The organism is Pseudomonas wadenswilerensis (genome assembly GCF_024749185.1).
Lineage (GTDB): Bacteria > Pseudomonadota > Gammaproteobacteria > Pseudomonadales > Pseudomonadaceae > Aquipseudomonas > Aquipseudomonas wadenswilerensis.
Genome location: NZ_CP087191.1, coordinates 4,855,003 through 4,875,549, shown reverse-complemented (window position 1 = coordinate 4,875,549; position 20,547 = coordinate 4,855,003). Strand labels below are relative to the sequence as shown.

The 20,547-nt window shown below is 63.6% G+C and carries 18 protein-coding genes; 12 read left to right on the top strand and 6 right to left on the bottom strand.

What is annotated here, in order from left to right:
• The first annotated feature begins 94 nt into the window (after positions 1-94).
• From LOY45_RS22320 to LOY45_RS22290, 7 genes are all read left to right on the top strand, one after another.
• Positions 95-2,062 carry a ligand-gated channel protein gene (locus tag LOY45_RS22320; RefSeq protein ID WP_258578368.1) on the top strand — a complete coding sequence of 656 codons (1,968 nt, stop codon included), beginning with the start codon at positions 95-97 and terminating at the stop codon, positions 2,060-2,062.
• 75 nt (positions 2,063-2,137) lie between these two features.
• Complete coding sequence (locus LOY45_RS22315; protein ID WP_134061393.1) at positions 2,138-2,443, top strand: DUF3649 domain-containing protein; 306 nt, start codon at positions 2,138-2,140, stop codon at positions 2,441-2,443.
• Positions 2,440-4,014 (top strand): PepSY-associated TM helix domain-containing protein, encoded by a 1,575-nt coding sequence (locus LOY45_RS22310; protein ID WP_258578367.1) that lies wholly within the window; start codon positions 2,440-2,442, stop codon positions 4,012-4,014. Before LOY45_RS22315 ends, LOY45_RS22310 begins: the two co-directional genes overlap by 4 nt.
• On the top strand, positions 4,014-4,340 hold the full coding sequence (locus LOY45_RS22305) for a DUF3325 domain-containing protein (protein WP_115085364.1): 327 nt from the start codon (positions 4,014-4,016) through the stop codon (positions 4,338-4,340). The genes LOY45_RS22310 and LOY45_RS22305 overlap by 1 nt, the downstream gene beginning before the upstream one ends.
• Before the next feature lie 22 nt (positions 4,341-4,362).
• Positions 4,363-4,926 (top strand): RNA polymerase sigma factor, encoded by a 564-nt coding sequence (locus LOY45_RS22300; RefSeq protein ID WP_115085692.1) that lies wholly within the window; start codon positions 4,363-4,365, stop codon positions 4,924-4,926.
• Positions 4,923-5,897 (top strand): FecR family protein, encoded by a 975-nt coding sequence (locus LOY45_RS22295; protein WP_258578366.1) that lies wholly within the window; start codon positions 4,923-4,925, stop codon positions 5,895-5,897. The genes LOY45_RS22300 and LOY45_RS22295 overlap by 4 nt, the downstream gene beginning before the upstream one ends.
• Positions 5,898-6,002: 105 nt before the next feature.
• Positions 6,003-8,405: a TonB-dependent siderophore receptor gene (locus LOY45_RS22290; protein ID WP_115085366.1), complete on the top strand. Its 2,403-nt coding sequence runs from the start codon at positions 6,003-6,005 to the stop codon at positions 8,403-8,405.
• 60 nt (positions 8,406-8,465) lie between these two features.
• Here LOY45_RS22290 and LOY45_RS22285 read toward each other — a convergent pair whose 3' ends face one another.
• The 3 genes from LOY45_RS22285 to LOY45_RS22275 form a co-directional block, all read right to left on the bottom strand.
• Positions 8,466-8,900, bottom strand: coding sequence for an outer membrane protein assembly factor BamE (locus tag LOY45_RS22285; protein WP_233674203.1), 435 nt, complete (start codon positions 8,898-8,900; stop codon positions 8,466-8,468).
• A 74-nt stretch (positions 8,901-8,974) separates the two neighbouring features.
• Positions 8,975-11,059, bottom strand: a complete 2,085-nt coding sequence (locus tag LOY45_RS22280) for a YadA family autotransporter adhesin (RefSeq protein WP_258578365.1) — start codon at positions 11,057-11,059, stop codon at positions 8,975-8,977.
• 329 nt (positions 11,060-11,388) lie between these two features.
• Positions 11,389-12,264 carry an AraC family transcriptional regulator gene (locus LOY45_RS22275; protein ID WP_134061398.1) on the bottom strand — a complete coding sequence of 292 codons (876 nt, stop codon included), beginning with the start codon at positions 12,262-12,264 and terminating at the stop codon, positions 11,389-11,391.
• 136 nt (positions 12,265-12,400) lie between these two features.
• Between LOY45_RS22275 and LOY45_RS22270 the strand changes: the two genes are divergently transcribed.
• Positions 12,401-13,303, top strand: coding sequence for a DMT family transporter (locus LOY45_RS22270; protein WP_233674205.1), 903 nt, complete (start codon positions 12,401-12,403; stop codon positions 13,301-13,303).
• Positions 13,304-13,390: 87 nt separating this feature from the next.
• Here LOY45_RS22270 and LOY45_RS22265 read toward each other — a convergent pair whose 3' ends face one another.
• The gene (locus tag LOY45_RS22265; protein ID WP_258578364.1) at positions 13,391-13,900 is read right to left on the bottom strand and encodes a DUF2165 family protein; all 510 of its coding nucleotides are present in this window, start codon (positions 13,898-13,900) and stop codon (positions 13,391-13,393) included.
• Between the two features lie 172 nt (positions 13,901-14,072).
• Between LOY45_RS22265 and LOY45_RS22260 the strand changes: the two genes are divergently transcribed.
• On the top strand, positions 14,073-14,453 hold the full coding sequence (locus LOY45_RS22260) for a hypothetical protein (RefSeq protein ID WP_233674207.1): 381 nt from the start codon (positions 14,073-14,075) through the stop codon (positions 14,451-14,453).
• 14 nt (positions 14,454-14,467) lie between these two features.
• On the opposite strand, the gene LOY45_RS22255 is transcribed toward LOY45_RS22260, so the two are convergent.
• Positions 14,468-15,439 carry a 2-hydroxyacid dehydrogenase gene (locus LOY45_RS22255; protein WP_115085372.1) on the bottom strand — a complete coding sequence of 324 codons (972 nt, stop codon included), beginning with the start codon at positions 15,437-15,439 and terminating at the stop codon, positions 14,468-14,470.
• Between the two features lie 73 nt (positions 15,440-15,512).
• Positions 15,513-16,460, bottom strand: coding sequence for a LysR family transcriptional regulator (locus LOY45_RS22250; protein WP_045197201.1), 948 nt, complete (start codon positions 16,458-16,460; stop codon positions 15,513-15,515).
• Between the two features lie 186 nt (positions 16,461-16,646).
• Between LOY45_RS22250 and LOY45_RS22245 the strand changes: the two genes are divergently transcribed.
• Genes LOY45_RS22245 through LOY45_RS22235 form a run of 3 tightly spaced genes read left to right on the top strand, consistent with a single transcriptional unit; the run spans position 16,647 to position 20,546 of the window.
• A complete protein-coding gene (locus tag LOY45_RS22245; RefSeq protein ID WP_233674208.1) occupies positions 16,647-18,173 on the top strand; it encodes an efflux transporter outer membrane subunit in 1,527 nt (508 codons plus the stop codon).
• On the top strand, positions 18,170-20,356 hold the full coding sequence (locus LOY45_RS22240; RefSeq protein WP_115085374.1) for an FUSC family protein: 2,187 nt from the start codon (positions 18,170-18,172) through the stop codon (positions 20,354-20,356). The genes LOY45_RS22245 and LOY45_RS22240 overlap by 4 nt, the downstream gene beginning before the upstream one ends.
• Positions 20,346-20,546, top strand: a complete 201-nt coding sequence (locus LOY45_RS22235; RefSeq protein ID WP_028943216.1) for a DUF1656 domain-containing protein — start codon at positions 20,346-20,348, stop codon at positions 20,544-20,546. The genes LOY45_RS22240 and LOY45_RS22235 overlap by 11 nt, the downstream gene beginning before the upstream one ends.
• Position 20,547 lies beyond the last annotated feature (1 nt).

The window sequence follows — 20,547 nt, the reverse complement described above, 5'->3', positions numbered from 1 at the left end:
AACGTAAATACGCTTTACTCTCATTTGAGAATAACTAGCATTCGCTCCCTTGATGAATTTACGCAACCTTTACATTTCTCAGGGAGAGGTCCTCGTGTCCCCGACTTTCAGCAAATCCTGCCTCGCACTCACCCTCTGCTCGTTGTACACCGCGAACGCCACTGCCCAGACCCAACCGCTGGAGCTGGACAACATGGTGGTGACCGCGTCGGGTTTCTCCCAGCAGATCAAGGATGCGCCGGCGTCGATTTCGGTCATTACCCGCGAGCAGATCGAGAACAAATCCTACCGTGACGTCACCGATGCCCTGCGCGATGTGCCGGGCGTGGTGGTCACCGGTGGCGCCAGCTCCAGCGACATCAGCATTCGCGGCATGGCCTCCAAGTACACCCTGATGCTGGTCGACGGCAAACGCCAGGACTCGCGTGCCACTCGCCCGAACAGTGACGGCGCCGGTATCGAGCAGGGCTGGATGCCACCGCTGGAAGCTATCGAACGTATCGAAGTGGTGCGCGGGCCGATGTCGTCGCTGTACGGCTCCGACGCCATGGGCGGGGTGATCAACATCATCACCCGCAAGGTTACCCCGCAGTGGTACGGCGGCATCCGCACCGAAGCGACCTTCCAGGACCGCTCCGACTCGGGCAACTACAACAGCACCAATGCCTTCATCTCCGGGCCGCTGGTCGACAACCTGGTCGGCCTGCAGCTGTACGGCCAGCGTTCGCGCCGCGACGAAGACCATATCGTCAACGGCTTCAACGAGCAGAGCACCGACAGCGCCACGGCCAAGCTGTCGTTCACCCCGGATGAACACAACGACATCACCCTGGAAGCGGGCAAGTCCGAGCAGGAGCGCAACTCGCACAAAGGTCGTTCGGCGAGCCGATCCGACAGCCGCAACGACTACGACCGCACCAATTTCTCCATCACCCATTCCGGGCGCTGGGACAGCCTCACCAGCGAAAGCTACCTGCAGCGCGAGAAGATCGAGAACCCCGGCCGGCGCATGGAACTGGAAAACACCGTGCTCAATTCGCAGGTGTCGTTCTTCAGCGATTCGCACATCACCACTTTCGGTGGCCAGTACAAATACGAAGACCTCAGCGACGAGGGCAACCAACTGGCCTCGGCGGCCAGCGTCAACCAGCTGACCCGCTGGTCGTGGGCACTGTTTGCCGAAGACGAATGGCGCCTGACCGAAGCCTTCGCCCTGACCGGCGGCCTGCGCATGGACCGCGACGAGAACTACGGCACCCACTGGTCGCCACGCCTGTACGGGGTCTATCACCCGACCGAGCAGTGGACCGTCAAGGGTGGCGTATCCAGTGGTTATCGCTCGCCGGACATCCGCGCCGCCGTGGATGACTGGGGCCAGATCACCGGTGGCGGTGGCGACCCGGCAATCATCGTCGGCAACTCCAGCCTCAAGCCGGAGAAGAGCCTGAGCCAGGAAATCGGCTTCATCTGGGACAACCTCGAAGGTTTCTCCACCGGCCTGACCCTGTTCAACACCGACTTCAAGGACAAGATCACCGAGACCCGCCGCTGCACCGACAGCACCGGCAATGCCTCGGGCCAGTGCCAGATCGGCGGTACCTCGTACAAGTTCATCAGTGACCGGGTCAACGTCGATGAAGCGCAGATGCGTGGTATTGAAGCGACCCTGGACTGGGACATCACCCAGACCGTCTCGCTGGCCACCAACTACACCTTCACCGCCTCCGAGCAGAAGAGCGGCCCGCAGAAAGGCAAGGCCCTGAACCAGATGCCGCGGCACATGTTCAACGCCACCCTCGACTGGCAGGCCACCGATCAGCTGGGTACCTGGGCGCGCCTGAACTACCGCGGCAAAACCTCGGACTACCTGGGCCGGAGCACCATGTCCGACGGCACGCCGTCGTACACCTTCGTCGACTTCGGCGGCACCTACCGGGTGACCAAGAACGTCAAGCTGCTGGCGGGTGTGTACAACGTCTTCAACAAGGAAGTGGACTACGACAACTACCAGACCGTACTGGACGGCCGCCGCTACACCATGGGCGTCGACCTGTCGTTCTGATCCGTCTGGCCCGCGGCTTTGCTTATGAGAATATAAATCATTATTATTGTGCGCTTCTCGTAATGGACGGATGCCATGAAAAGCAAAGCCGCCGGGCTGCCCATCAGCTATCGCCTGGCCGTGACTTCCCGCAGCCTGGCTGCCGTGTTCGGTGGCTACCTGCTGGCGGCCATGGCCAGCGTCTGCATCACCCTGCTGTTGCCGGTGCCGCGCGCCGAGGCGGTGATCAGCGGCATGATGCTGTCGTTCCTGTTCTACCTGGTGGCCTTTCTCTGGTGCTTCGCCTGTCGTAGCGCCTGGCAGGCCTGGCTGGGGGTACTGGTGCCGAGCCTGTTGCTGGCGATGATCAGCGGCCTGGCCTACTGGATGAAAAACCCATGAAAGAGGGCTTTCGCCAGGCCATGGCCTGGCTGCATACCTGGACCGGGCTGATTTTCGGCTGGTTGCTGTTTGCGATTTTCCTGACCGGGACCATGTCCTATTTCAAGGAAGAAATCAGCCACTGGACCCAGCCGGAAGTGCCCAACCGGGCGCTGGACCCGGCGGCCAGCCTGGACCTCGCCCAACGCTACCTGCAAGAGCATGCGCCGACCGCAGGCAGCTGGTTCATCGAGTTGCCCAATGCCCGCGAACCGGCGCTGAGCGTGAGCTGGCCGAAGGCCGGTGGCGGGCGCCGCGACTTCACCTCCAAGACCCTCGACCCTGCCACCGGCGCCGAATTGCAGGCGCGCGAGACCCGTGGCGGCAATTTTTTCTACCGCTTCCACTTCCAGCTGGAGATGCCTCACCCCTGGGGCCGCTGGCTGTCGACCTTTGCCGCGTTCATCATGCTCCTGGGCCTGGTGACCGGGATCATCACCCACAAGAAGATCTTCAAGGAGTTCTTCACTTTCCGTCCGGGCAAGGGCCAGCGTTCCTGGCTCGACGGGCATAACGCCATTGGCGTGCTGGTGCTGCCGTTCCACCTGATGATCAGCTACAGCAGCCTGGTGATCTTCATGGCCATGGTCATGCCGGCCAGCATCATCGCCAGCTATGGCGACAACACCCGTGGCTTTTTCAACGACCTGTTCGGCGGCCAGAGCCAGGTACAGGCTGCCGGTACTGCGGCGCCGTTGCTGCCGTTGCCGCAGTTGTACGCCAAGGTCCAGGAGCAGGCGCCCGGGGCCAACCTGGCCTGGGTCGAGGTACAGAACCCCGGTGACCAGAACGCCCGGGTCCGGTTCGCCCGCCATGCCGGTGACCGCATCGCGCACCAGCGCGGCGGTGGCTGGCTGTTCGACGGGGTCAATGGCACGCTTGAGGGCGGCAGCCAGATTGAGGCCACGCCGGTGCTGATTTCCGGCGGCATGTACGGCCTGCACATGGGCATTTTCGCCGGCCCCTGGCTGCGCTGGCTGTACTTCTTCTTCGGCCTGGCCGGCACGGCGGTGATCGGCACTGGCCTGGTCATGTGGCTGGGCAAGCGCCAGCTCAAGCATGCCAAGAGCGGCACCCAGCCGTTCGAGTTGCGCCTGGTCGAGGTGCTGAACATCGCCAGCATGAGCGGCCTGCTGATCGGCGTGGCGGCGTTCTTCTGGGCCAACCGCCTGTTGCCGATTGGCCTGGAGGGCCGTGCCGACTGGGAGACCAACTGTTTCTTCCTGCTCTGGGCCTTGTCGCTGGTACACGCCATGCTGCGCCGCGGCCGCCGAGCCTGGGCCGAGCAACTGGGATTCGGTGCGCTGATGTGGGCGGGCTTGCCACTACTCAACGGCCTGACCACCGGCCAGGGCCTGAACCACTCGCTCGCCGTCGGCGACTGGGCCATGGCCGGTTTCGACCTGACCGCCTTGGCCAGCGGCCTGTTCCTGGCATGGGCTGCCAGCAAGATGTGGCGGGCGCCGGTAGTGGCGGCCAAGCGTGCGCCAAAGGCCGCACCCGGCAAGCTGATCGAAAGTGAGGTGAACTGATGCTGGCCATTGCCCTGTTTGGTTTTGCCGGCTTCGCCGCCCTGTGCCTGGCGATGGAGAAGCACTACAAGGACCTGCTCGGGCACAAGCCCAGCAGTACCCGGCTCAAGGCGTTGCGGGTGGCGGGCTGGGTGCTGCTGGCCCTGGCGTTGCTGCTGGCCGTGCGCCACAGCGGCTGGGCCATGGGCCTGGTCGAGCTGTTCGCGGTGCTGATGGCCGGCGTTACCCTCTGGGTGTTCCTCTTGCCCTACCAGCCGCGCCTGCTGCTGTGCCTGGCGGCGGCCAGCGTGGTGCTGGCGCCGTTGACGGCCGTGGCTTCGCTGTAAGTTGGTCAACGAGCCGCTCGATCTGCCCACCGACGGTGCCAACGACACCGACGCGGCGAGCGGGCGCGCGCGTTTTGTGCAGGTGTTCCTCGCCCAGCGGGCGCAGATGGAAGCCCTGGTCAACCGGCGCATCGGCTGCCGGGCCACGGCCTCGGACCTGGTCCAGGAGCTGTTCCTGCGCTTCTGGCGGCGCCCGCAGGTCAAGGTCGAGGCGCTCGATACCTACTTGCTGCGTTGCGCCGGCAACATCGCCATCGATCACCTGCGCAGCGAAGGTGCCCGCGAGCGGGTCAACGACAGCTTGCAGCGGGAAGTGGCCGACGATCATGTCAGCGAACCGCAATTGGCACTGGAGGCGAACAGCGACCTGCAGCGCATCGAAGCGGCATTGCGCCAACTACCCGAGCGTACCCGGCAGATCTTTCTGCTCAACCGTATCCATGGCCGCAAGTACGCCGAGATCGCCAAGGCCATGGACCTGTCTCAGAGCGCGGTGGAAAAACATATGATGCGTGCCCTGGAGGCGTGCAAGGCGAGTGTTGCGCTGCCGCCAGCCAGTACGCGCATGCCAGGGAAAGCACCATGAGTGAAATCAGCGCCGAGCACGAACAAGCTGCCCTGAACTGGCTGAGCCGGATCAACGAGCAACCGCAACTGGCCGAGCGCGCCGAGTTCAAGCGCTGGTTGCTGGCCAACCCGGCCCATGGCCGCGCCTATGCCCAGGCCCAGGCAGTGTGGCGCCTGAGTGAGGGGCCGGCGAGCCTTTTGGCGAGCGAGGATGACCAGGCCCTGCAAGGTTATTTGCGCGCGATGCAGCAACCTGCGCCGGGACGCACCTGGCGCCGCATTGCCACCTTCGCTGCAGCCGCTTGCCTGGTGCTGGCGCTGGGGACTGCTGCGGGCTGGCATCCAGGGTACTGGCTGGATGATCTGCAGGCGGATTACGTCACGGCGGCGGGGCAGGTCGAAGAGGTGGTGCTGGCGGACAACTCGCACATGACGTTGGATGCCGGCAGTGCGGTGTCAGTGGATTTTCGCGACGGTGAGCGCCAAGTGACGATCCGCCGCGGCGCGGCGTTCTTTCATGTCACCCACACCGGCGCGCCGTTCGTGGTCGAGGCGGCAAAAGGCCAAACCCGTGTGCTCGGCACGCGCTTCGAGGTGCGCAAGCACAATGGCGGCGCGCGGGTCACCGTGCTCGATGGCCGGGTGGCGGTGACGGCCGCGCCGGGGCGCGTGCAGCAACAACTGAGCGGCGGCCAGCAGGTGGGCTATCGCGACGGCACCGCCAGCGCGGTCGAAGCGGTGGACAGCGAGTCGCGCCTGGCCTGGCGCCAAGGCTGGCTCAATTATTATCAGGTGCCGCTGAGCACGGTGATCGACGACCTGGCTCGCTACTACCCGGGGCGCATCATGCTGCTCGACAGCGAACTGGGCAAACGCAAGGTCAGCGGCAGCTTCCCGGCCAGCCAGCCGCTGGCGGCGCTGGATTCGCTCGGCGCGGTGCTGGGCTTCAAGCGCAGTACCCTGCTGGAACGGGTCACCCTGATCCGCTGAAAAATATTTTCAGAAAAGTGATGAGGTAAGTTCGCGCGACAACCGTGTAGTGAGTGAAAGTGCGATTCATTCGCATAAACGTCACTCCTTCACAGGTCACCGGTCATGAAGTTCACACCCTTGGCAGCGCGTAGCTTTTCAATCTGGCTCAGTGTTTCGGCTCTGGCTGCGGGTAGCGCGTTACCCCTGGGGGCCGTTGCCGCGCAGCAGGTCTACGTGTTTGCCCAGGCGAGCAAGCCACTGGTGCAGGCGCTCAACGACTTCAGCCGGCTGACCGGGCAAAGCGTGATCTACACCACCGACCTGCCGATGCTCAACGCCCCGGCCCTGAATGGCAGCCTGACTGCCGAGCAGGCTTTGCAGCAACTGCTGGGCAATTCCGGTTTGGTCTTTCGCCGCGTCGACGCTCGCACCCTGACCCTCGAACCGCTGGATACCAGCGCTGCGCTCAAGCTCGACGCGACCACGGTGAACTCGCAAGCCGATGCCGACTACAGCTACCAGCCGCCGCCAAACAGCTCGGTGATGCGCAGCCAGGCTTCGATCATGGAGACGCCCCAGGCCATCAACGTGGTGCCGGCCCAGGTGCTCAAGGACCAGGCCCCGCGCAACCTCGACGACGCCCTGGCCAATGTCAGCGGCGTGACCCAGGGCAACAACTTCGGCGGCACCCAGGACACGGTGATGAAACGCGGCTTCGGCGACAACCGCGACGGTTCGATCATGCGCGACGGCATGCCGATCGTGCAGGGGCGCAGCCTTAACGCCACCACCGAACGGGTCGAAGTGCTCAAGGGCCCGGCCTCGTTGCTGTATGGCATCCAGGACCCGGGCGGGGTGATCAATGTGGTCAGCAAGCGGCCACAGCTGCAGCGCTACAACGCCCTGAACCTGCGTGGCTCCACCTATGGCAGCGGCAAGAACGGCAGCGGCGGCGGCCTGGACAGCACCGGCGCGCTGGGCGAGAGCAACTTCGCCTACCGCCTGGTGCTCGACCATGAAGACGAAGACTACTGGCGCAACTTCGGTACCCACCGCGAATCGCTGGTGGCGCCGTCGCTGGCCTGGTTCGGCGAAGACACCCAGGTGCTGCTGGCCTACGAGCACCGCGAGTTTCTCTATCCGTTCGACCGTGGCACGGCCATCGATCCGCGCACCAACCACCCGCTGGATATCCCCAGCACGCGGCGCCTGGACGAGCCGTTCAATGACATGGAGGGGCGCTCGGACCTCTACCGCCTGGAAGTCGACCATCAGCTTGCGGACGACTGGAAAGCTCACTTCGGTTTCAGCTACAACCGCGAAACCTACGACGCCAGCCAGGTGCGGGTGACCGCCGTCAACGCTGCCCGCGGCACCCTGACCCGGAGCATGGACGGTACCCACGGCGCGCTCAGCAGCGACCGTTTCGCCACCGTCAGTCTTGAGGGCAAGGTGCAATTGGCGGGGATGCAGCATGACCTGCTGTTCGGCCTGGATAACGAGTACCGTAAAGTCTACCGCGCCGACCTGATCCGCCAGAGCAGCCTGAGTACCTTCAGTTACCTGAACCCGGTGTATGGCCGCGAAGTCGAGGGCACCAGCGTGCGTGACAGCGACAGCGCGCAGACCGACAAGCTGCGCAGCGACTCGCTGTTCTTCCAGGATTCGATCCACCTCGACGAGCACTGGATTCTGGTCGCCGGTGCGCGCTACCAGATGTACGACCAAATCGCCGGGCGCGGGCGGCCGTTCAAGGCCAACACCAACAACAACGGCCAGGCCTGGGTGCCGCGGGTGGGCCTGGTGTACAAGGTTGACGAGCAGCTGTCGTTCTATGGCAGCTACACCGAATCGTTCAAGCCCAACTCCAGTATCGCTCCCTTGACCGGCGGCCTGGTGCTGGACTCGGGTATCGAACCGGAAGAAGGCAAATCCTGGGAACTGGGTGCCAAGCTCGACATGCCGGGGGCGCTGACCGGCACCCTGGCGTTGTTCGACATTCGTAAGCGCAACGTGCTGGTGGCCAACTTCGACTCGGCAACCGGCGACACCCTCTACAGCAACGCCGGCGAGGTACGCTCGCGGGGCGTCGAACTGGACCTGACCGGCCAGTTGAGCGAGCGCTGGAGCCTGATCGGCAACTATGCCTTTACCGACGCTGAAGTTACCCAGGACCCCACGCTCGAAGGCAATCGCCTGCAGAACGTGGCGCGTCACAGCGGCTCGCTGTCGGCGGTGTATGACGCTGGCAGCCTGTTCGGTGGCGACCGCCTGCGCCTGGGCGCCGGTGCGCGCTATGTCGGTGAGCGGGCGGGCAACGCCGAGAATGATTTCGAGCTGCCGGGCTACACCGTCGCCGATGCTTTCGCCAGTTACGAAACCCGCCTGGACGAGCACAAGGTGCGCTTGCAGTTGAACGTGAAGAACCTGTTCGACCGCACCTATTACAGCTCGGCGGTGAACCGCAACTTTGTCTCGGTGGGTGATGCGCGCCAGGTCAGCCTGTCCAGCACCCTGGAGTTCTAGCCGCTGCGCCACACCTCGAACTTCGTTCACGGCTGTGGCGCTGGCCAGGGGGTAACCCGGTTACCCGTGCTTGAGTTGCTCGGCGCATTGCGCGGGCAACCAGAAAACATCCTGAGTCTTCATGTTCCGGTCGAACAGGATCTTGTATTGGCAGGTTCTATATTCAGTGCCGTTACCGCTAGGCAGCTTGAGGACATAGTCCCATTCGCGTACGGCCACTTGCCCCTCGGCGAAATGCGGGCGCCCCAACAGCTCGTAGACCTGAGGTTTGCTCAGTCCCGGCATCATGCGGCCAAGGTTATCAAGGTCAGGGAGGCTGCCTTCCGGCTGCCAGTGGTTGTCCTCGACGGAGGGCCAGACCGGCTCGGTATGGGCTTGCAGATGCCCGTCCTCGGTAATCTGGCTTAGTCGGGATGTACCGCAAGCCGCCAGCACGGTGCCGATTGCTAGTAAGGCAGCCCAGCGGGCAGCAGGCAAAATCGAACGTTTGTTCATGTCGAAATCCGTTGGAATCAGAGTGATTGATTGACCCGTGGCAGTTGCCCTGTAGCGGGCAACTGCCTTGCCGTTTACCAGTGGAAGCCCGCACCGACGCCAACGCCCATCTGCCCGCGGGTGTCGGCCGAACCATTGGCCTTGAACACCCACTTGCCGTTGTCGGACAGCGTCGACAGGCCCACGGCCATCGAGGCCTCGCCACCGGTCGTGGCCATGCCGCTAGCCAGCATGCTTCGGCCGGGCAGATAGGCCTGGGGCATGCTGGCCATGGCCATGGCACCGGCAGCCGCGCCCATCGCATCCTTGCGCAGGTTGTTGACGTCCGAACGGATCTGGTCGAACTGGCCTTGCGTGCCGCCCCTGATTGCCGAGTGCAGTTGATTCACGTTGACCGCATCGGTGCCCTGGATGCCTGGCGCGACGTTGTGCACAGCGACAGGGCCACTGTTTCTGCCGGACAAGGTGACGTCATTGGAGGGCACATCAGGTGTCGCTACGCCGTGCGCATCCGAGTACTGAACCGGCGCGCCGGTCTGCAGCTTGTCGATAGCTTCGCCGACATTGCTGGTGTTGTTGCCATACACGGTGTAGGTCGGGTTGCTGACCTTGCCGGTGTTTGCGTCATAGCGCGAGCCTGCACCCAGGGTGTTGGCGACGCTATTGCCCTGATTGTGGAGGTGCTGTCGGGTCTGCTGCAGTTGGCCGCCATTGACCGCGTCCTTGCTGTCGCGCGCCACCACGCCATCCTGCACGTTGTGCAGGCTCACGGGTTGGCCCGGGGCGTTGCCGACCAGGGTGACGTCCTGAGTGGGGGTAATGCCGTTGACCGAACCGGCGCTTGAGCTTCCACCCGCGCCTCCCGAGCCGGGCGCATAGGGGTTTGCCTGGGTAGGCGTTTGCGGGTTGCTGTACTGCACGGGGCTCTTATCGCGCAGATCGGTGATCCGGGTGTCCAGGCTGGTCAGTGTGGTGTTCACTGCCTTGAACGCGTCGCCGACATTGTTGTAGTTGGAGCCCTGGATGAGGTAGCTCGGTGCAGACATGTTGCCGGTGAACGGGTTGTACACGGCACCGGCGCCGAAGTAATTGGCGATGTCACCGCCGAGACTGTTCAAGCGGCTGCCCACCAGGTTGACCGCCTGATGGGTAGCGAACAGCTGACTGCCGTTAATCGCATCGGTGCTGGTGCCGGTGACGCGTCCGGCCGCGACGTTGCTGATTTGGCGTTCGGCATCTTGGGCGCCGACACTGACCACGCTGGCAGGCTTGCTGCCTGCATAGATGTAGGCGTTACCGTCGATCACCGCGCCGGCTGTCGGCTGTGCGGCGGCGGTCTGGCTGCCGGCACCCAGTGCCACGTCATTGTGATTGATCGCGCTTGCGCGGTTACCCAGGGCAACCGCGTCGGAGGCCGTGGCGCTGGCGTCGGTGCCGATGGCCACCGTGTCGTTGGCGCTGATCTTCGAGCCTGAGGTTCTGCCGATGGCAATGTTGTTATCGCCACTTACGTTGTTGCCGGCGGAGAAACCTGCGGCGAAGTTGGAGCTGCCGTTAACCTGTTTTCCGGCGTGTGCGCCTGTCGCGGTATTGGTGTCGCCGGTCACATTCCAGCCGGAAAATGCCCCGTTGGCGCTGTTGAAGCTGCCGTTGACCCGATTGCTTGCGTTGTTGCCGGCGCCGGAGTTGAAGTTGCCGGTAATGTTCTGCCCGGCGTTTGCACCTAAACCGCTGTTGCCCGTTCCGTTGACGGTGCGACCGGCATTGATGCCGAATCCGGTGTTGCCCCGACCCTTGACGCCATTACCGGAATCGTTACCGGCGTAGGTGTTGTTGTCACCAACCACGTTACTGCCCGCGTTGCGCCCGACAGCGCTGTTGAATGAGCCTTCGACATTGACCCCGGCGTTCGATCCGACAGTCGTGTTGTGCTTGCCCGTAACCTTGGCACCGGCATTGAAACCGTAGGCCGAGTTTCCCGAGTTGCTGGTGATTTCGGGGTCTACGGCGCCGGCGCCGTAGGTGTTGTCGGTGCCAAACCCTGAGACTGAGTCCGCTTGAGCCAGTGGCGAAAGCACTGCCAGCAATGAAAGATAAAGGCTCGATCGCTGCAGGGAGTGCCGCTGTCGCAAGTGGCTGGGAGTCTGTACGTCGCTCATGGTGCTGTCCTGGTTTTAGGGGCCGCGTAAGCAGGCCGCTGGAATTGTCCTGATGAATAAATGGTTTTTGTTAGGCACGAATTTCTCTGAATTCTTGTTAATTCCCCAATAACCAAACAGCGAAGCTCCGCTGTTATTTCACCCCGTTCAGCGCACGTTTTCGGCTTAGGAAGATGAAGGCGGCGAAGCTTAAGGTGCGCAGACGTATTCACTAATTCGATTGTTTTGATCGAGATTATGAATAAATTCAATGAGCAGACGGCGGCCCGGCGTGCCGGGGCAGCGCCAGGGAGCGGGCGTCCTGGTGAGGGCTTGTGAGGCGGGGGGTATCAGCTTTTGAGCGCGGTTCGGTAGGCACCGGGCGTCGCGCCCAGGGCCTGGCGGAAGCGGTTGCTGAAATGGCTGGCGCTGGCAAAGCCGCACAGCAGGGCTACTTCGCCCAGCGGCAGTTGGCTATAGCGCAGCAGTTGACGCGCCTTGGCCAGGCGCCGGGCCAGCAGGTACTGGTGCGGCGGCAGGCCGAAGCTTTCGCGAAACATCCGTGCGAAGTGGTACTCGGAGAGGTTGCACAGCGCCGCCAGCTCGCCAAGGCTCAGGGGTTGATCCAGATGGCCTTCGACATACTCGCTCAGTTGCCGGCGCTGGTGCGCGGCCAGCCCGCCCTTCAGGCGCAGGCCCTGGCGCAGGCCGACCTGGCTGAGCAGGGCGTGGTCGAGAATCTCGTGGGCCAGGCTACTGGTCAGCAGGCGCTCGGCGGGCTCGTCCCAGTCCAGGGCGATCAACTGACGAAAGCGTCGGGCCTGCTCAGGGTCGTCGAGAAAGGTCGCTTCCTGCAGTTGCAGCTCACGGGGTTCGCGGTCCAGCAGGCTGACGCAGCCGAGGGCGAACTGTTCCTGGCTGATGTACAGGTGCGCCAGGCGGATCGAGCCGTTGACCACCCAGTGCGACGCCGACCCTGCAGGCATGATGCACAGCTTGTCGGGCGCGCCGGTGTGGCCGGGACGGTCGCGGCGGAAGGTGCCGGTGCCGTCGGCGATGTAACACGACAGGGTGTGATGGCTGGGGGCTTCGTAGTCGCGGGCGTCGTGGCGGTTGTTCCATAGGGCTGCAGCCAGGCCGTCACCCAGGTGCGCGCTGTGTTCCAGGCGAGCATGGGGTGAGTCGTGCATGGCTTTGAAGACTTGCAGCTGGTCCAACGGCGTCATGGTTCTTACCTCTGTGGGCCATCGTACTCCGCCAGGCCGGGGCTGGCAGCTGCTGCCTGCGCAAAAGCGCAAGAATGTGCAAGTGCCGGCTGAGGTGCAGTTGCACACTGGTGGCCTGGAATCGAGGAGTGCCGCCATGAACCTGTCGTTATATCTGCTCACTGTGCTGATCTGGGGGACTACCTGGATTGCCCTGAAGCTGCAATTGGGGGTGGTTGCCATTCCGGTGTCGATCGTCTACCGCTTTGCCCTGGCGGCGCTGGTGCTGTTTGTCATCCTGCTGCTCAGCCGCCGCCTGCAACCGATGAACCGCCGCGGCCACCTGATCTGCCTGGCCCAGGGGCTGTGCCTGTTCTGCGTCAACTTCATGTGCTTTCTCACCGCCAGCCAGTGGATCCCCAGTGGCCTGATCGCCGTGGTGTTCTCCACCGCCACCTTGTGGAACGCGCTGAATGCGCGGGTGTTCTTTGGGCAGAGGGTTGCTGCCAATGTGCTGGCCGGCGGCGCACTGGGCCTGGCCGGGCTGGGCCTGCTGTTCTGGCCGGAACTGTCCGGGCATGCCGCCAGCCGCGAAACCATCATCGGTCTGGGCCTGGCCCTGCTGGGCACCCTATGCTTCTCAGCCGGCAACATGCTTTCCAGCCTGCAACAAAAGGCTGGCCTGCGGCCGCTGACCACCAATGCCTGGGGCATGCTCTATGGCGCGACCATGCTCGGGCTGTATTGCCTGGCCAATGGCATTCCGTTTGCGATGGAGTGGAACACGCGCTACATCGGCTCGCTGTTGTACCTGGTGATCCCGGGCTCGGTGATCGGCTTTACTGCCTACCTGACCCTGGTCGGACGCATGGGGCCGGAGCGGGCCGCTTACTGCACGGTGCTGTTCCCGCTGGTGGCGTTGAACGTCTCGGCGTTCTACGAAGGTTATCAATGGACGGCGCCGGCGTTGGCAGGCCTGGTGCTGGTGATGCTGGGCAACGTCCTGGTGTTTCGCAAGCCCCGGCCCAAGGTGGTCGAGCCGGTTGTGGCCTTGAGGTAGCGGTGGGAGCGGGCTTGCCCCGCGATGAGGCCGGTACAGCCAGCCCACAGGGGCCGGCTCAAGCAGGAGCATTGTTGGCAACCGGCCTCAATCATCTATTTTGAGGCTGATGAAAATCAGCGTGGCAAACAGAAAATCGACGATCCTCCCCGCAGTGGCCAGGGCGTTCCACTGGGTAGATTGCCACATGGCAAACCACTCACCGCCCACTACCTGGAAGAGCAGGTACCAGATCAGCAGCCCCAGCAGGCACCCCATAACGGCGAAGCGTTTGGCCTGGTGAAAGTCTCGGGCGTCGGCACATCGGTGCTTGAACAACTGACAGGCACCGATTACAAAGCACATCGTACAGAGGGCCTGGGCGGCAATGATCAGCCAGTAGGACAGATGGTGCAGGGGTGGCCAGGTGATCGATCGGTAGAGCAGGGCATTGCCCGGGAAGGTCGTGTCCATGCTCAAGGTGTGCTGGACGAAGAGAAAGTTGCTGGCGTAGTCGGTGAGGTTGCCGAATACCACCAAGGCACTGAAGATCCCGATGAACGCTGTGACCAGGATCTTGCCGAGGCGGATCAATCCGTGAGTCGATAAGGTTTCCATGCTGTTGTTGTCCTGAGGCTCAAACAGACTGATGGAGTCTGCGGGCTCAGGTTTCGTTACAACGATGTAGCCGGTGCAGCTGATTAGCGGTACCTGGTAAAAATGCCAGGTTTCAATGGCGTTCCAACGGCGTAGCTTGCAGAACACATTCGCAGTGTTCGGAGCAACGGTTATGGAAGTGATGATTGGCAAGTCCGATAAACCGGTGGTCGCGCCGCCCACTCCCAAAGACGCAGTCTGGACCATCAGCCTTTCCCAGGTCGGGGACGAGGGACTGACGCTTAGTGGTTATTCCTTGCCAGGCCTGCAGGGCTCTCAAGGGGCAACCTTGGTGTTTGGCTGGGTTGGCTTTCCACCGGAAGGGGCGCCGGAACACTACGGGAAAACCTATGTAATCGAACGCTGGGAAGACTACCGTGGGCACGACTTCGTACTGCCCAGGCGCTATCTGCAAAGCGCGCTGGGCGGTACCGGTGTGCTGTTTTTCGATCTGGCGGTGCTCAGCCTGCCGTCACAGATCTCACCACTGGTAACGGTAAGGGTTGTTGATTAGCTATACGTAACGCCTTACTTCCACACCTGCGGATTGACCAGATCCCGCGGCCGTTCACCCAGCAACGCGCTGCGCAGGTTATCAATCGCGCGATTGGCCATGGCCTCACGGGTTTCAGCGGTGGCTGAACCTACGTGCGGCAAGGTCAGGGCGTTTTTCAGCTGGAACAGCGGCGATTCGCTCAGCGGCTCTTTCTCGTACACATCCAGCCCGGCACCGCGAAGGGTGCCGGCCTGCAAGGCTTGCACCAGCGCCGCCTCATCGACCACCGGGCCACGGGACACGTTGATCAGAAACGCACTCGGCTTCATCAGTTGCAGTTCACGGGTGCTGATCAGGTGTTTGGTCTGCGCCCCCAATGGCACCACCAGGCAGACGAAATCAGCCTCAGCCAGCAGCTCATCGAGGCTGCGGTATTGCGCGCCCAGTTCCTGTTCCAGGGCCGGCTTGCGGCTGTTGCCGCTGTAGAGGACCGGCATGTTGAAGCCGAAGCGCCCACGCCGGGCGATGGCCGCGCCGATATTACCTAGGCCGACGATGCCCAGGGTCTTGCCGTGCACGTCGCTGCCAAACTGCGCCGGGCCCACGGTGGCCTGCCATTGCCCGGCCTTGGTCCAGGCATCCAGCTCGGCCACCCGCCGTGCCGCACCCATGAGCAGGGCAAAGCCCAGGTCCGCGGTACTTTCGGTGAGCACATCCGGGGTGTTGGTCAGGGCGATGCCGCGCTGGTTGAAGTAGGCCAGGTCATAGTTGTCATAACCCACCGAGACGCTGGCGACCACTTCCAGGTTGCTCGCGTTTTCCAGCTGTGCCTGGCCGAGTTTGCGGCCGACGCCGATCAGGCCATGCGCCTCGGGCAAGGCTTCGTTGAACTGGGCGCTGATGTCGCCGAGCTTGGGGTTCGGCACGATCACGTTGAAGTCTTGCTGCAGGCGTTCGACCATCGCCGGGGTGATGCGGCTGAAGGCAAGGACGGTCTTTTTCATCGGCGAAATCTCTGCGGGCGGTGGAGAATGGGTAGCACGCTATCATTCTCCACCGCCGCTGTGCAGCAAGATTTCAGGTGGCAATGCGCAGTTCGTGGGTTTTCAGGTCCGCTTCATGGGCGGCGAGAATCTCCGGCAGCGAGTTGCGCAGGTACTCGACCCAGGTCTTGATCTTGGCATCCAGGTACTGGCGCGACGGGTAGATCGCGTACAGGTTGAGCTCCTGCAGGCGGTACTCGGGCATCACCCGCACCAGCGAGCCATCGCGCAGGCCCTCTATGGCCGAGTAGATCGGCAACACGCCGACGCCCATGCCACTGCGGATCGCGGTTTTCATCGCGTCGGCGGAGTTCACCTGGAACGGCGCCTGGGTGATGTTGACCACTTCCTGGCCTTCGGGGCCGTCGAACAGCCATTTCTCCAGCGGGATCACCGGGCTGACCATGCGCAGGCAGGCGTGGTTGAGCAGGTCGCTGGGCTTGTGGGCAATGCCGTGGCGCTTCACGTACTCGGGCGAGGCGCAGACGATGCTGTAGGTGATGCCCAGGCGCTGGGAGACAAACCCCGAGTCCGGCAGCTCGCTGGCCAGCACGATGGACACGTCATAGCCTTCGTCGAGCAGGTCCGGCACGCGGTTGGCCATGGTCAGGTCGAAGGTTACGTCCGGGTGGGTTTCGCGGTAGCGGGCGATGGCGTCGATGACGAAATGCTGGCCTACCCCGGTCATCGAATGCACCTTCAGCTGCCCGGCGGGGCGGGCGTGGGCATCGCTGGCCTCGGCTTCGGCTTCCTCGACATAGGTGAGGATCTGTTCGCAGCGCATCAGGTAGCGCTTGCCGGCTTCGGTCAGGGCAATGCGCCGGGTGGTGCGGTTGAGCAAGCGGGTTTGCAGATGGGCTTCAAGATTGGAGACCGCCCGCGACACGTTGGCGGTGGTCGTATCCAGTTGCACGGCCGCGGCAGTGAAGCTGCCGACTTGCGCGACGCAACTAAAAGCACGCATGTTTTGCAGGGTGTCCATGGGTCGCTCTCAAAGTAGACGACAAATTGTGACATGAAGTAACCGAGGCGGTCTTCAGACTAAAGCCGGATTATCGCTGTTTTCGTAACAAAGATTCGCAGTAATGCACGCTTATCGCCAGTGCGGCAGCCCCCTAGAATTGCGTCTCCAAGCGTCATCCACCTTCTACGTCGGGAATTTGCAGCTGTGCCGCGTCGCATCATCAGAGCGCTCAATGCGCTCAGTGCCTGTGCCTTTAGCTTGACCTTGAGCGGCTGTATCGGAACCTGGGGCATTGCCCCGCAAAGCAAGACGCTGCAAGCCAATACCCTGACCACCGACGCGGCGATCCGTGAAGCCGCCCGCGACGCCCATTGGCCCGACCAGCAATGGTGGCGGGCCTACGGCGACCCGCAACTCGATCGCTGGATCGCCCTGGCCGTGCAAGACAGCCCGAGCATGGCCATGGCCGCCGCCCGTGTGCGCGAAGCCAAGGCCATGGCCGGGGTGGTCGAGTCGGCGGAAAAACTGCAGGTCAATGGCCAGTCGACGCTCAAGCGCCACAACTGGCCGGAAGACCAGTTCTATGGCCCCGGCGCGTTGTCCGGTTCCAACACCTGGGACAACAATGCCGCGCTCGGCTTCAGCTACGCCCTCGACCTCTGGGGCCGTGAGCGCAATGCCAGCGAGCAGGCCGTGGACATGGCCCACATGAGCGTGGCCCAGGCCCGCCAGGCCCAGCTCGAGCTGCAGAACAATATCGTCAAGGTTTACATCCAGCTGTCGCTGCACTTTGCCCAGCGCGATATCGTCAAGGCCGAGCTTGAGCAGCAGGAGCAGATCCTGGCCCTGGCCGAACGGCGTCTGGCCGGCGGCATCGGCACCCATTTCGAAGTCAGCCAGGCGCAGACGCCGCTGCCGGAAACCCACCGTCAGCTCGATGCAATGAATGAAGAAATCGCCCTGGCCCGTAACCAGCTGGCAGCCCTGGCCGGTAAAGGTCCAGGCGAGGGCGCGCAACTGCAGCGTCCACAGCTGGCGCTGGGGACCGCGCTGAAATTGCCCTCGGCCTTGCCCGCCGAGTTGGTCGGTCAGCGCCCGGACGTGGTCGCCAGCCGCTGGCAGGTCGCGGCCCAGGCCCGCGGTATCGATGTCGCCCATGCCGGTTTCTTCCCCAACGTCGACCTGGTCGGTGGCCTCGGTTTCATGGCCACCGGTGGCGGGGCGCTGGAGTTTCTGACCGGGCGCAAGTTCAACTACAACGTCGGCCCGGCGATCAGCCTGCCGGTGTTCGATGGCGGTCGCCTGCGTTCGCAACTGGGGGTTGCCTCGGCCGGTTATGACATCGCCGTGGCGCGCTACAACCAGACCGTGGTCGAGGCGCTCAAGGGGATTTCCGATCAGTTGATCCGCCGTGAGTCGATGCACGAGCAGCAGCACTTTGCCGCCGAATCGGTGGCCTCGGCGCAGAAGACCTACGACATCGCCATGATCGCCTTTCAGCGCGGCCTGACCGATTACCTCAATGTGCTCAACGCGCAGACGATGCTGTTCCGCCAGCAGCAGATCCAGCAGCAGGTCCAGGCCGCACGCCTGAGTGCCCACGCCGAACTGGTCACGGCCCTGGGCGGCGGCCTGGGCGCGGGCCATGATGTGCCGGAAGCAGACCGGCAACAGGCACCGAAAACCCCGGCGACCCTGGCGATTTTCGACAAGCCGGGCCATGCCGAATGAGCGCACTGACCCTGCCGTTTCGCTGGCTGGCCACCCTGGAGTGGCGTCGCGGGTTCTTTGAATGGGTGCGCACCGACGGGGTGACCTGGGTGTACATCTTCAAGGTTCTCAGCGCCGCCTTCCTGACCCTGTGGCTGGCCATGCGCCTGGAGTTGCCGCAGCCGCGCACGGCGATGATCACCGTGTTCATCGTCATGCAACCGCAGAGCGGCCATGTGTTCGCCAAGAGCTTCTACCGGCTGCTGGGCACCCTGGCCGGCTCGTCGATGATGGTCGCGCTGATCGCCTTGTTTCCGCAGAACACCGAGCTGTTCCTGCCGAGCCTGGCGATCTGGGTCGGCCTGTGTTCGGCCGGCGCCATGCGCTACCGCACCTTCCGCGCCTATGGCTTCGTGCTCGCCGGTTACACCGCGGCGATGGTCGGCCTGCCGGCCCTGCAGCATCCCGACGGCGCGTTCATGGCCGCGGTGTGGCGGGTGCTGGAAATCTCCCTGGGGATTCTGGTTTCGACCCTGGTCAGCGCCGCGATTTTGCCGCAGTCGGCCAGCGCCTCGATGCGCAACGCCCTGTACCAACGCTTCGGCGTGTTTGCCGGCTTCGTTGCCGAGGGCCTGCGCGGCGACAGCCAGCGCGACCGTTTCGAAAGCAGCAACGTGCGCTTTATCGCCGAGGCCGTGGGCCTGGAAAGCCTGCGCAGTGTCACCGCCTTCGAAGACCCGCACATGCGCCGGCGCAACGGGCGCCTGGGGCGGATGAACAGCGAATTCATGGCCATCACCACGCGCTTCAACGCCTTGCACCAGTTGCTGGAGCGCTTGCGTTTGCGTGGGCCGCTGCAGATCGTCACCGCCATCGAGCCGGGACTCACCGCCCTGGCCGAGCTGCTCGACGGCTATGCCGGTCGCGGACTTACCGAGGGTGATGCGGCGCGCCTGGCCGAGCAGTTGGCCGCCTACAAGGAAGGCTTGCCGGAGCGCGTGCGCACCCTGCGTGCAGCGTATGTCGAGAGCGGCCCGAGCGATGCCGACCTGCTGGACTTCCACACCGCCTACGAACTGCTGTACCGCTTCGTCGACGACATGCACAGCTACGCCCAGACCCACGCTTCGCTGACCGAGCACAACCATGCCCGCGAGCAGTGGGATGAGCCCTATGTGGCGCAGACCAACTGGATGGCCTCACTGGCCGCCGGTGTGCGCGCCTCGTTCATCCTGCTGGTGCTGGGCAGCTTCTGGATACTCACCGCCTGGCCGAGCGGGGCGATGATGACGCTGATCGCCGCGGCCACCGTCGGCCTCTCGGCGGCCACGCCAAACCCCAAGCGCATGTCGTTCCAGATGGCCTGCGGGACCTTGTTCGGCGCCTTTGTCGGCTTCTTCGAAACCTTCTTCGTGTTCCCCTGGATCGACGGTTTCCCGCTGCTGTGCCTGGTGCTGGCGCCGGTGTTCGTGTTCGGCGCGTTCCTCGCTTCGCGACCGGCCTATGCCGGTTACGGGCTGGGCCTGCTGATCTTTTTTGCCACCGGTTCCGTGCCCGACAACCTGACCATCTACAACCCCTACAACTTCATCAACGACTACATCGCCATGGTCATCGGCATGCTGGTCTGCGCCGCTGCCGGGGCAATCATCCTGCCGCCCAACAGCCGCTGGTTGTGGAGCCGCCTGGAGCAGGATTTGCGTGCCCAGGTGCTGTATGCGATCACCGGGCGCCTACGCGGCTTGGGTTCGAGCTTCGAAAGCCGCACCCGCGACCTGCTGCACCAGGCCTATGGCCTGGCGGTCGGCCAGCCGCGGGTGCAGAGCAAGTTGCTGCGCTGGATGTTCGTGGTGCTTGAGGTCGGTCACGCGATCATCGAGCTGCGCAAGGAGCAGGCGATTTTGCCGGTGCACCCGTGCTACGCCGAATCGCAGCCCTGGCGCCAGGCCATCCGGGTCATGGGCCGGGCGCTGGCGCGGCTGTTCATGCAGCCGAGCGCGAGCAACCACGAGCGTGCGTTGGTGGCGGTGGATCACGCCATCAGCCGGGTGCAGGCCACCGACGAGCCGTTCGCCCGCCACTTCGACACCTCGGCCCTGCGCCGGGTGCAGAGCTACCTGCATTTCATCCGTACTTCGTTGCTCGACCCTCAGTCGCCGCTGGCCGAACTGGCCCCGGCCAAAGGACTGCCCCATGCCTCGTGAAATCGCCTTCCATGGCGTCTACATGCCGACCATGACCCTGATGTTCCTGTTCGCTGCCGGGCTTGCCTGGGGCTTGGACCGGTTTATCGCCAGCCATGACGGCTACCGCTTCTTCTGGCACCCGGCGTTGCTGCGCCTGTGCCTGTTTATCTGCCTGTTCGGTTCCATGGCCCTGACTCTCTACCGTTGAG

Bases quoted from the DNA above. Each gene is read 5' to 3' on its own strand.
- LOY45_RS22315 (WP_134061393.1), top strand. From the start codon at position 2,138: ATGAAAAGCAAAGCCGCCGGGCTGCCCATCAGCTATCGCCTGGCCGTG.
- LOY45_RS22310 (WP_258578367.1), top strand. From the start codon at position 2,440: ATGAAAGAGGGCTTTCGCCAGGCCATGGCCTGGCTGCATACCTGGACC.
- LOY45_RS22305 (WP_115085364.1), top strand. From the start codon at position 4,014: ATGCTGGCCATTGCCCTGTTTGGTTTTGCCGGCTTCGCCGCCCTGTGC.
- LOY45_RS22295 (WP_258578366.1), top strand. From the start codon at position 4,923: ATGAGTGAAATCAGCGCCGAGCACGAACAAGCTGCCCTGAACTGGCTG.
- LOY45_RS22290 (WP_115085366.1), top strand. From the start codon at position 6,003: ATGAAGTTCACACCCTTGGCAGCGCGTAGCTTTTCAATCTGGCTCAGT.
- LOY45_RS22285 (WP_233674203.1), bottom strand. From the start codon at position 8,900: ATGAACAAACGTTCGATTTTGCCTGCTGCCCGCTGGGCTGCCTTACTA.
- LOY45_RS22280 (WP_258578365.1), bottom strand. From the start codon at position 11,059: ATGAGCGACGTACAGACTCCCAGCCACTTGCGACAGCGGCACTCCCTG.
- LOY45_RS22275 (WP_134061398.1), bottom strand. From the start codon at position 12,264: ATGACGCCGTTGGACCAGCTGCAAGTCTTCAAAGCCATGCACGACTCA.
- LOY45_RS22270 (WP_233674205.1), top strand. From the start codon at position 12,401: ATGAACCTGTCGTTATATCTGCTCACTGTGCTGATCTGGGGGACTACC.
- LOY45_RS22265 (WP_258578364.1), bottom strand. From the start codon at position 13,900: ATGGAAACCTTATCGACTCACGGATTGATCCGCCTCGGCAAGATCCTG.
- LOY45_RS22260 (WP_233674207.1), top strand. From the start codon at position 14,073: ATGGAAGTGATGATTGGCAAGTCCGATAAACCGGTGGTCGCGCCGCCC.
- LOY45_RS22255 (WP_115085372.1), bottom strand. From the start codon at position 15,439: ATGAAAAAGACCGTCCTTGCCTTCAGCCGCATCACCCCGGCGATGGTC.
- LOY45_RS22250 (WP_045197201.1), bottom strand. From the start codon at position 16,460: ATGGACACCCTGCAAAACATGCGTGCTTTTAGTTGCGTCGCGCAAGTC.
- LOY45_RS22240 (WP_115085374.1), top strand. From the start codon at position 18,170: ATGAGCGCACTGACCCTGCCGTTTCGCTGGCTGGCCACCCTGGAGTGG.
- LOY45_RS22235 (WP_028943216.1), top strand. From the start codon at position 20,346: ATGCCTCGTGAAATCGCCTTCCATGGCGTCTACATGCCGACCATGACC.